The organism is Streptococcus respiraculi, assembly GCF_003595525.1.
GTDB lineage: Bacteria > Bacillota > Bacilli > Lactobacillales > Streptococcaceae > Streptococcus > Streptococcus respiraculi.
This window is the reverse complement of record NZ_CP022680.1, coordinates 1625301-1638347: the sequence shown is the minus strand read 5'-3', so window position 1 is coordinate 1638347 and position 13047 is coordinate 1625301. Positions and strand designations below refer to the sequence as shown.

The following is a 13047-nucleotide window of genomic DNA, read 5'->3' as shown; positions in this document are numbered from 1 at the left end:
CACTACAGAAATTATAGAGCCGGAAAAGCGTGGTTCGGTGGAATCACGCTTTGTTGTTTGTGGCTAGTTCATTAGCTCGTTCTTCGATGAAGGTGGTGAGGTCTTGTTTGAGGGTTTCTTGTTCAGCTGCTGAGAGGTGATGGGTCTCAATTGCAGTTAGAAAGGCTTGTTCAGCTTCGTGAAGGAGAGCTATAGTAGGTTGTTTGAGGTCGGTTTTTCCAAGGAGGTAATCTGTTGAGACATCAAAATACTGAGCTAGTTTTTCTAAACTTTCGCTTGAGGGTTTGCGCAGGCCTTTTTCCCATTGAGCATAGCTTTGGGGGCTGGTCTTGAAATCATTTGCGACTTGGCGTTGTGTTAGGCCTGCTTTGAGGCGTAAATCTTTCAATCGTTTGGTAAACATAGGTTTTCTTTCTAAAAATACAAAATATTGAGGCAAAAGTGTTGACAAGGTAATCAAATGATTATATAATGTTTGTGTAATCATTTGATTACACAAATCATAGATGTAGCTATTCTAGCTTGTGTGGCAACTATTCCTTAGGGGTGGGAAATGGTCAATAGCTATAATAAAGAAATCAATTTTTTGATTTTTTTGTTATACCTATTGAAGAGTAGGTATAAAATGTACATCTCTTTCTGCGGATAACTCCCACTTACTATTAAACTTTTTCGCATATACTTGCAGAGTGATCATCCAAATCCCTAAATCAGTTGCATATATGTAAGGAATACAGTTCACAATCCTTCCCTTTCAAAAAATAACAGTATTGGGAGGTATCCGAGGGGAGAAGTGTCAAATTCGGAATCTGGCAGCAAGTAAAAAGTGCGTCAGACAACCGGGCTTGATTGGCTGACCAACACACAATAATTAGTGGTATTCTTATTGTATCGTGTTACTGCCTAAATGTCAAGGTAGACGAGAGTTCCTGTTACTCTTGCCTATCTAACTTTTAAAATAGGGGTTGTATCAAGCCTCTATTTTTTATAAATCAAAGAAAGGTGGAATGCAGTTGTTCGGAAAATAGTGATGAATCATTATTCGTTCGTTAAAAATCAATAAAAAAGGAGAAAAGAATGTTTTTTAAACGACAAGAACGATTTTCAATAAGAAAGTTTAAGATTGGAGTTTTTTCTGTATTTTTAGGGGCTGCCATTATCGGTGTACCAACGGTATCAGCTGAAACTCCAGAGTCGGTCATTTCAGATGTTGTTGCAACAATTGTCAGCGAAAGCGATAAGGCATTGGGCAATGCTGCATCTGAAATTACTCTATCCACAGGAGAATTTGTACCCAAAGAACCGGAACAAGTCAGTGTGGCAGATAGTTCCAACTTAACAGACGATGACCGTGAGCGTGTTCTAAAACGTGTCTTAAAGGCTAATCCTGAATTAACAGCAGAAATGGTCACTATCGCTTCTGATGGGGCTGCAACAATTGTTTACAATGGTGCAACCTATGTCATTGAAGGGGCAAAACTTGTCCATGCAGCAGAGTCAATTCCAGAAGGAACAGGCTTCCGTGCAGCTAGTGTAGAAGACAATGGGAACTTCAAGTTAGCCAATACCAAAGGTTTAAGAGCAAGAAGCGAAGATGGTACGAACTACGTTGAACGTTCCGTTGTATATGATCAAAGAATCCTGACAGATCCAAGAACTGGGAAACGCTCAGTTGTTTGGGATATTAAGTATAACCTTAGTAATGAGCAATGGAACACTAGACCACTTATCTACTTTGCTGTGCCAAAAGGTGTGATCATTGATTCGATTGCAAAATATGATGGTCGAAATGGCTATGGGCATGAATGGTCTCACAGATGGTCTGTTAATCCGAATGATTTTGATAAAAGCACCAATAGCCGTTTTGTTGGTTCGAGAGAAAATGGAAAATTTGACAGAGAATGGGGGACTCGTGTCTCCCGTGGGGATGAAGCGTTAACAGGATTTCTTGATAGCAACGTTAAGGACAAAATGGGAGCAGTCTATGCTTCTTGGGAAACAGGTGGTGGTGACAATGCATATAGAATGGTTGTAACTGCAGAAATTCCAGATAATCTTAAAGAAGATTTACCATTCTTAGCTGGTATGACATCAAGTGGTGTAGCCAATCCATTTAACCGTATTATGGGAAGTACTCGAGCTGTTCCAATGCCGGATAACCTCCGCTACAATCCAACCGCTTCTCGTGTGACGCGTCCAGAAGGTGGGTTGACAGAAGCTGATGTGACTGGTGCTGTAATTAACAAGGGAAATGGTACCGTTACGCTCAAAGAAGGCACAACACTTCCAAGTGCACCTGGAGATTATGAAGTGCCAGTTGTCGTGACATACGCAGATGAGACAAGGGATGAATTGACTGTGCCCGTTACGATTACGGCAGTAGCGAAGGCGACAAATTTTGAAAATTATTTTGTTTGGGAAGATACACCAACGACCAAAGAATTTACGACAGGAACGATTACAGCTGCGAGTGAACGTCCGATTACTGGTCTTCATTTGACCGGAGGTAAGGGCGATCCGAATGATCCACAAGCATTTGTACATGACGATGTAGTGAATTTCACGCAGCCAGAAGATAAGAGCCGAGTTACCTTTGGTAGAGGGAATATTATTCACCATTTCCCAAATACAAATGCTCTTCCATACTACACGGTTCGAGCTGTTGCAGAGACTAGTTCTTCCAACCAAGAGGCGGTTTCTGAGAAGTTTAAGATTGCAGCCTTACGTGTAACTAATCCAGCAAGTCCGATTGAAAAGCAGGCAAATCAAACAGTTACTGAGCAAGAAATCAAGGATAAGGTATTTGAAAACTACCTTGGTACCACAACGGAAGCAGATGGAAATGTTGGATACAACATCACAAGAGATCAAATCCAAGCTGAAATCGTTGATTCGGCTGATGTTGCTACTGCACAACCAACCACTACCCTACCAACAAAAGGTAAGAACAATTCGGTATATGTCAAATTAACTACTCCAAGTGGGCAAGAAAAGATTGTGACGGTTGTTGTAAATTATCCGTCTGATAAGGACCAGTTTGATCCGAATATTACATCACTTCGTGTCCCAGAGAATGCCTCTGTTACAGCAGACGACATCAAAAATGCCATTACTGCTCCAGACGGTGCAGAAATCACCAACAAGGAGATTAAAGGTACTCTTCCAACCGAAATCGGAAACTATGAAGTTCCTGTTGAAGTGACCTATGGCGATGGTTCTAAGGAAACAGTTAAGGTACCAGTAGAGATATTTGAAGTTCCAGATAGAGATCAATTTGATCCAAATATTACATCACTTAGTGCCCCAGAAACTAGTCCACTAACGGCAGACGATATCAAGAACGCTATTACTGCTCCAAACGGCGCAGAAATTACCAACAAGGAGATCAAAGGTACTCTTCCAACCGAAATCGGAAACTATGAAGTTCCTGTTGAAGTGACCTATGGCGATGGTACTAAGGAAACAGTAAATGTTCCTGTTACCATTACCAAGGTAGCCGACAACGAGAAATACGAACCAACTGCTAACAAGGTAAGCAAACCAGAAACCGAAGGCGTTACGGAAGATGACATCAAGAATGCCATTCCGACCCCAGCCGGTGCTGAAATTACCAACAAAGAGCTCAAAGGTGATGTTCCAACCACAGTTGGCAATCATACAGTTCCTGTTGAAGTTACATACGGCGATGGTACTAAAGATACAGTTAATGTTCCAGTTGAAATCACTAAGGTAGCCGACAACGAGAAATACGAACCAACTGCTAACAAGGTGACCAAGCCAGAAACCGAAGGCGTTACGGAAGATGACATCAAGAATGCTATTCCGACACCAGATGGAGCGACCATCACAGATAAAGCTATCCAAGGAGAATTACCAACCGCAGTAGGTGAAACAACAGTACCAGTTGTTGTAACGTATGGCGATGGCACTAAAGATACGGTTAATGTTCCTGTTGAGATTACCAAGGTAGATGATAACCAGAAATATGAGCCAACAGCGAATAAGGTAAGCAAACCAGAAACTGAGGGTGTTACGGAAGATGACATCAAGAATGCTATTCCAACACCAGATGGTGCTGAAATTACCAACAAAGAGCTCAAAGGTGATGTTCCAACTACAGTCGGTGAGCATACAGTTCCAGTTGAAGTTACATACGGTGATGGTACTAAAGATACAGTGAATGTTCCTGTTACCATTACCAAGGTAGCCGACAACGAGAAATATGAACCAACAGCTAACAAGGTAAGCAAACCAGAAACCGAAGGCGTTACGGAAGATGACATCAAGAATGCTATTCCAACACCAGATGGTGCTGAAATTACTAACAAGGAATTGAAGAGTGATGTTCCAACTACAGTCGGTGAGCATACAGTTCCTGTTGAAGTTACATACGGTGATGGTACTAAAGATACAGTGAATGTTCCTGTTACCATTACCAAGGTAGCCGACAACGAGAAATACGACCCAACAGCTACTAAGGTAAGCAAACCAGAAACTGAAGGCGTTACGGAAGATGACATCAAGAATGCCATTCCGACACCAGCCGGTGCTGAAATTACCAACAAGGAATTGAAGAGTGATGTTCCAACTACTGTAGGTGAGCATACAGTCCCAGTAGAAGTCACCTACGGTGATGGTACTAAAGATACAGTAAATGTTCCTGTTACCATTACCAAGGTAGCCGACAATGAGAAATATGAACCAACTGCTAACAAGGTAAGCAAACCAGAAACTGAAGGCGTTACGGAAGATGACATCAAGAATGCTATTCCGACACCAGCTGGTGCAGAAATTACCAACAAGGAATTGAAGAGTGATGTTCCAACTACAGTCGGTGAACACACAGTACCAGTAGAAGTTACATACGGTGATGGCACCAAAGACACGGTTAACGTTCCTGTTGAGATTACCAAGGTAGATGATAACGAGAAATACGACCCAACAGCTACTAAGGTAAGCAAACCAGAAACCGAAGGCGTTACGGAAGATGACATCAAGAATGCCATTCCGACACCAGCCGGTGCTGAAATTACCAACAAGGAATTGAAGAGCGATGTTCCAACTACTGTCGGTGAGCATACAGTTCCTGTTGAAGTTACATACGGTGATGGTACTAAAGATACAGTAAATGTTCCTGTTACCATTACCAAGGTAGCCGACAACGAGAAATATGAACCAACTGCTAACAAGGTAAGCAAACCAGAAACCGAAGGCGTTACGGAAGATGACATCAAGAATGCCATTCCGACACCAGCCGGTGCAGAAATTACCAATAAAGAGCTCAAAGGTGATGTTCCAACTACTGTAGGTGAGCATACAGTTCCAGTTGAAGTTACATACGGCGATGGCACCAAAGATACAGTTAATGTTCCAGTTGAAATCACTAAGGTAGCCGACAACGAGAAATATGAACCAACTGCTAACAAGGTTACCAAGCCAAAAACCGAAGGCGTTACGGAAGATGACATCAAGAATGCTATTCCAACCCCAGCCGGTGCTGAAATTACTAACAAGGAATTGAAGAGCGATGTTCCAACTACAGTCGGTGAGCATACAGTTCCAGTTGAAGTTACATACGGTGATGGCTCTAAGGAAATAGTAAATGTTCCAGTTGAGATTATTCACGATGCTAATAAAGATACGGATGGCGATGGCGTATCAGATGATCAGGAAATCGCAGATCGCACTGATCCATCTAAAGCTGATTCAGATGGCGATGGTGTTAACGACGGTGATGAGAAAACCAACGGCACCGATCCACTGAAATCTGATAGCGATGGCGACGGTGTAAATGACGGTGATGAAAAAGCCAACGGCACCGATCCACTGAAATCTGACAGCGATGGTGACGGTGTAAATGACGGTGATGAAAAAGCTAATGGCACCGATCCATTGAAATCTGATAGCGATGGCGATGGTGTAAATGACGGCGATGAAAAAGCTGATGGTACCGATCCATTGAAGTCAGATTCAGATGGCGATGGTGTGAACGACGGCGATGAAAAAGCTGACGGTACCGATCCATTGAAGTCAGATTCAGATGGCGATGGTGTGAACGACGGTGATGAGAAAGCTAACGGCACCGATCCATTGAAGTCAGATTCAGACGGCGATGGTCTATCTGATGGCAAGGAAAAAGAACTTGGCACCGATCCATTGAAATCTGATAGCGATGGCGACGGTGTAAATGACGGTGATGAAAAAGCCGATGGCACCGATCCATTGAAGTCAGATTCAGATGGCGATGGCGTATCAGATGATCAGGAAATCGCAGATCGCACTGATCCATCTAAAGCTGATTCAGATGGTGACGGTGTCAATGACGGTGATGAAAAAGCCGACGGCACCGATCCATTGAAAGCAGATTCAGATGGCGATGGTGTAAATGACGGCGATGAAAAAGCTAACGGCACTGATCCATTGAAGTCAGATTCAGACGGCGATGGTCTATCTGATGGTAAAGAAAAAGAACTTGGTACAGATCCGTTGAAAGCAGATACCGATGGTGATGGTGTGAACGATGGCGAGGAAGTAGACAAAGGTTCTGATCCGAAAGTTGCGACTAGCAAACCAGCTGAAACACCGAAAGACAGCGACAACGATGGCGTATCTGATGAAGATGAAGCCAAAGATGGTACTAATCCAAATGAAGCAGATTCAGATGGCGACGGTGTAAATGATGGTGATGAAAAAGCTGATGGCACCGATCCATCTAAAGCAGATTCAGATGGCGATGGTGTAAATGACGGCGATGAAAAGACCAACGGCACAGATCCAATGAAATCTGATAGCGATGGCGATGGTCTATCTGACGGTAAGGAAAAAGAACTTGGTACCGATCCGTTGAAAGCAGATACCGATGGTGATGGTGTGAACGATGGCGAGGAAGTAGACAAAGGCTCTGATCCGAAAGTTGCGACTAGCAAACCAGCCGAAACACCAAAAGACAGCGACAACGATGGCGTATCTGATGAAGACGAAGCCAAAGATGGTACTAATCCAAATGAAGCAGATTCAGATGGCGATGGTCTATCTGATGGTAAAGAAAAAGAACTTGGTACCGATCCGTTGAAAGCAGATACCGATGGTGATGGTGTGAACGACGGCGATGAAAAGACCAACGGCACAGATCCATTGAAGTCAGATTCAGACGGCGATGGTCTATCTGATGGCAAGGAAAAAGAACTTGGTACCGATCCGTTGAAAGCTGATACTGACGGCGATGGTGTGGACGATGGCGAGGAAGTGGACAAAGGTTCTGATCCGAAAGTTGCGACTAGCAAACCAGCCGAAACACCGAAAGACAGCGACAACGATGGCGTATCTGATGAAGACGAAGCCAAATATGGTACTAATCCAAATGAAGCAGATTCAGATGGCGATGGTGTAAATGACGGTGATGAAAAAGCTAACGGCACAGATCCATTGAAAGCTGATAGTGATGGCGATGGTGTAAATGATGGTGATGAAAAAGCCGATGGCACCGACCCACTGAAATCTGACAGCGATGGCGATGGTCTATCTGATGGTAAAGAAAAAGAACTTGGTACGGATCCGACTAAAGCAGATACAGACGGTGATGGTGTGAACGATGGCGAGGAAGTAGACAAAGGTTCTGATCCAAAAGTTGCGACTAGCAAACCAACTGAAACACCGAAAGATAGCGACAACGATGGCGTATCTGATGAAGACGAAGCCAAAGATGGTACTAATCCAAATGAAGCAGATTCAGATGGCGATGGTGTAAATGACGGTGATGAGAAAACCAACGGCACCGATCCATTGAAAGCAGATACTGATGGTGACGGTGTTAACGACGGCGATGAAAAGACCAACGGCACTGATCCATTGAAATCTGATAGCGATGGCGATGGTCTATCTGATGGCAAGGAAAAAGAACTTGGTACAGATCCGTTGAAAGCAGATACCGATGGTGATGGTGTGAACGATGGCGAGGAAGTAGACAAAGGTTCTGATCCGAAAGTTGCGACTAGCAAACCAACTGAAACACCGAAAGATAGCGACGGCGATGGCGTGTCTGATGAAGACGAAGCTAAAGATGGTACCAATCCAAATGAAGCAGATTCAGATGGTGATGGTGTAAATGACGGTGATGAAAAAGCCGACGGCACCGATCCATTGAAATCTGATAGCGATGGCGACGGTGTGAACGACGGCGATGAAAAAGCTAACGGCACCGATCCATTGAAATCTGATAGCGATGGCGATGGTGTTAACGACGGTGATGAGAAAACCAACGGCACCGATCCACTGAAATCTGATAGCGATGGCGACGGTGTAAATGACGGTGATGAAAAAGCCAACGGCACCGATCCACTGAAATCTGACAGCGATGGTGACGGTGTAAATGACGGTGATGAAAAAGCTAATGGCACCGATCCATTGAAATCTGATAGCGATGGCGATGGTGTAAATGACGGTGATGAAAAAGCTAACGGCACCGATCCATTGAAAGCTGATAGTGATGGCGATGGTGTAAATGATGGTGATGAAAAAGCCGATGGCACCGACCCACTGAAATCTGACAGCGATGGCGATGGTCTATCTGATGGTAAAGAAAAAGAACTTGGTACGGATCCGACTAAAGCAGATACAGACGGTGATGGTGTGAACGATGGCGAGGAAGTAGACAAAGGTTCTGATCCAAAAGTTGCGACTAGCAAACCAACTGAAACACCGAAAGATAGCGACAACGATGGCGTATCTGATGAAGACGAAGCCAAAGATGGTACTAATCCAAATGAAGCAGATTCAGATGGCGATGGTGTAAATGACGGTGATGAGAAAACCAACGGCACCGATCCATTGAAAGCAGATACTGATGGTGACGGTGTTAACGACGGCGATGAAAAGACCAACGGCACTGATCCATTGAAATCTGATAGCGATGGCGATGGTCTATCTGATGGCAAGGAAAAAGAACTTGGTACCGATCCGTTGAAAGCTGATACCGATGGTGATGGTGTGAACGATGGCGAGGAAGTAGACAAAGGTTCTGATCCGAAAGTTGCGACTAGCAAACCAGCCGAAACACCAAAAGACAGCGACAACGATGGCGTATCTGATGAAGATGAAGCCAAAGATGGTACTAATCCAAATGAAGCAGATTCAGATGGCGATGGTGTAAATGACGGTGATGAGAAAACCAACGGCACCGATCCATTGAAAGCAGATACTGATGGCGATGGTGTAAATGACGGTGATGAGAAAACCAACGGCACCGATCCATTGAAAGCAGATACTGATGGTGACGGTGTTAACGACGGCGATGAAAAGACCAACGGCACCGATCCAGCTAAAGCAGATTCAGACGGAGATGGTCTATCTGATGGCAAGGAAAAAGAACTTGGTACCGATCCGTTGAAAGCTGATACTGACGGCGATGGTGTGGACGATGGCGAGGAAGTAGACAAAGGTTCTGATCCAAAAGCTGCGACTAGCAAACCAGCTGAAACACCGAAAGACAGCGACAACGATGGCGTATCTGATGAAGATGAAGCCAAAGATGGTACTAATCCAAATGAAGCAGATTCAGATGGCGACGGTGTAAATGATGGTGATGAAAAAGCTAACGGCACTGATCCATTGAAGTCAGATTCAGACGGCGATGGTCTATCTGACGGTAAGGAAAAAGAACTTGGTACAGATCCGACTAAAGCAGATTCAGATGGTGACGGCGTAAACGATGGCGAGGAAGTAGACAAAGGTTCTGATCCAAAAGCAATAACTAGCAAACCAACTGAAACACCGAAAGATAGCGACGGCGATGGCGTGTCTGATGAGGACGAAGCCAAAGACGGCACTAATCCAAATGAAGCAGATTCAGATGGCGATGGTCTATCTGATGGTAAAGAAAAAGAGCTAGGAACCGATCCGTTGAAAGCTGATACCGACGGTGATGGTGTGAACGATGGCGAGGAAGTAGACAAAGGTTCTGATCCAAAAGCAATAACTAGCACTCCAACTGAAACACCAAAAGACAGCGACAACGATGGCGTGTCTGATGAGGACGAAGCCAAAGACGGCACTGATCCAGCTAAATCTGATACCGACGGTGACGGTCTATCTGATGGCAAGGAAAAAGAACTTGGTACAGATCCGTTGAAAGCAGATACAGATGGTGACGGTGTGAGCGATGGCGATGAGAAAGCTGATAATACGGATCCACTTAAGTCTGACACAGATGGTGATGGTCTATCAGATGGTGAAGAAAAAGTCAATAATACTGATCCATTGAAACACGATACAGACGGTGACGGAGTTGAAGATGGCCAAGAAAAACAAGATGGAACAAGCCCACTCAACCATGATACCGATGGTGATGGTGTATCAGACGGCGATGAAAAAGCTGCTGGCACTAACCCATTGAAATCCGACAGCGATGAAGACGGTCTATCTGACGGTAAGGAAAAAGACCTTGGAACTGATCCGTTGAAAGCTGATAGCGATGGAGATGGTGTGAACGATGGCGAGGAAGTTGCCAAAGGAACGGATCCAAAAGCTGCAACTAGTAAGCCAAATCATGACACTGGAACAGGTATCGAAACTCCGGATAAGCCAGTCTTGAAGTTAGATGAAGACGATGACAATGATGGTGTTACAAATGGTGAAGAACTTCAAAACGGTACCGATTATACTAAAGTCGACACAGATGGTGACGGTGTAAGCGATGGCGATGAGAAAGTTGATAATACGGATCCACTTAAGTCTGACACAGATGGTGATGGTCTATCAGATGGTGAAGAAAAAGTCAATAATACTGACCCATTGAAACACGATACCGACGGGGACGGAGTTGAAGATGGCCAAGAAAAACAAGATGGAACAAATCCACTCAACCATGACACTGACGGTGATGGTGTTGAAGATGGTGATGGTCTATCAGATGGTGAAGAAAAAGTCAATAATACTGATCCATTGAAACACGATACAGACGGTGACGGAGTTGAAGATGGCCAAGAAAAACAAGATGGAACAAGCCCACTCAACCATGATACCGATGGTGATGGTGTATCAGACGGCGATGAAAAAGCTGCTGGCACTAACCCATTGAAATCCGACAGCGATGAAGACGGTCTATCTGACGGTAAGGAAAAAGACCTTGGAACTGATCCGTTGAAAGCTGATAGCGATGGAGATGGTGTGAACGATGGCGAGGAAGTTGCCAAAGGAACGGATCCAAAAGCTGCAACTAGTAAGCCAAATCATGACACTGGAACAGGTATCGAAACTCCGGATAAGCCAGTCTTGAAGTTAGATGAAGACGATGACAATGATGGTGTTACAAATGGTGAAGAACTTCAAAACGGTACCGATTATACTAAAGTCGACACAGATGGTGACGGTGTAAGCGATGGCGATGAGAAAGTTGATAATACGGATCCACTTAAGTCTGACACAGATGGTGATGGTCTATCAGATGGTGAAGAAAAAGTCAATAATACTGACCCATTGAAACACGATACCGACGGGGACGGAGTTGAAGATGGCCAAGAAAAACAAGATGGAACAAATCCACTCAACCATGACACTGACGGTGATGGTGTTGAAGATGGTGTTGAGAAACAAGACAGTACTGACCCATTGAAGACTGACACCGACGGCGATGGTTTAACTGATGGTAAGGAAAAAGAACTTGGTACAGATCCGACTAAAGCAGATTCAGATGGTGACGGCGTAAATGACGGCGAGGAAGTTGCCAAAGGAACGGATCCAAAAGCTGCAACTAGTAAGCCAAATCATGACACTGGAACAGGTATCGAAACTCCAGATAAACCAGTCCTCGATCTCGAAGGTGATGATGATAATGATGGTATAACCAACGGTGAAGAACTTCAAAACGGTACTGACATCAACAACCCAGATACCGATGGAGATGGTGTGTCTGACGGCGATGAGAAAAAAGCAGGCACTGATGCGAAAGACCCATCAAGCAAACCATCTGCTACAAATGGTGGCGATTCAGATCAAAACAAGGGTGATGATCAGCATAGCGACTCTAAGGGCAGTGACCACCAAGGCGACTCTAAAGGTGGCGATCACCAAGGCGGCTCTAAAGGTGGCGATCACCAAGGCGGCTCTAAAGGTGGCGATCACCAAGGCGGCTCTAAGGGTAGTGACCACCAAGGCGGCTCTAAAGGTGGCGATCACCAAGGCGGCTCTAAGGGTGGCGACCACCAAGGCGGCTCTAAGGGTGGCGACCAAGACAGCCCACGTCAAGGTGTACCGGCTAAACGAATCTCGGTTCATCCTAAACATCTCATGTTACCAAGAACTGGTAGTGAGGAAGATAAGGCACTGCCATACGGCTTAGGAATCGTAGGTCTCGTAGCCCTTACAAGCCTAGCTTCACGCAAAGCTAAAAAAGATGAGGAATCATAAAAACGGGTGAACAGGTAGATTGTACGAGAAAATTTTCTACTATCAGACAAGAAAATTTTTCGTACATTAGCTCTCACACGATATTTAAACAAGGAGATTACCGATACTCTCTCCAAAAACTCATCTAAAGTTTGAAATACCTACTGACAATTTTGTCAGTAGGTATTTTTGTGTGCTAGTCAAATCTACTATCTTCTTTTTGCAATTGTATTAGTGCAACCTTCATATAGGACAGCAACAGGTTATACTACTCAATGAAAATTAAACTTAGCCTTTTAGATGATTCGGACATAAACATCCTTTTCTATCACTATTTATTCCGTTTACTGAGAAACCATCTTATTGAACTGACTTAGCTTGCCCTGTATTATAGTAAAAAATAAATAGTGATAGTCCAAATGGCTATTTTTGGAATTAAAGGGGTATAAATTGATAATTAGGGGGTGGGGTGGTATAATGAGATGTTAGAGTTTGAATCAGAACTAATGAGTAGCAAGAGCCTCTATTAGAAGTATGTTTATTTTATACTACATAGTAAGAGTAGATCGCTTATGGTACAAAAAATGAGGTAGGAGTCTATATGTTAGATGACAAGCAGTTGGATACAGCCAGTCTTGATACTGCTAAAAATACCATTCAATCTGT

Annotated in this window: 2 protein-coding genes; one reads left to right on the top strand and one right to left on the bottom strand. The window is 44.1% G+C overall.

Annotated elements, in window-relative coordinates:
• Positions 1-43: 43 nt before the first annotated feature.
• Complete coding sequence (locus CHF41_RS07935; protein ID WP_119876766.1) at positions 44-403, bottom strand: helix-turn-helix domain-containing protein; 360 nt, start codon at positions 401-403, stop codon at positions 44-46.
• Positions 404-1077: 674 nt separating this feature from the next.
• On the opposite strand from CHF41_RS07935, the gene CHF41_RS07930 reads away from it, so the two are divergent.
• Positions 1078-12402, top strand: coding sequence for a Rib/alpha-like domain-containing protein (locus CHF41_RS07930; protein ID WP_119876765.1), 11325 nt, complete (start codon positions 1078-1080; stop codon positions 12400-12402).
• Positions 12403-13047 lie beyond the last annotated feature (645 nt).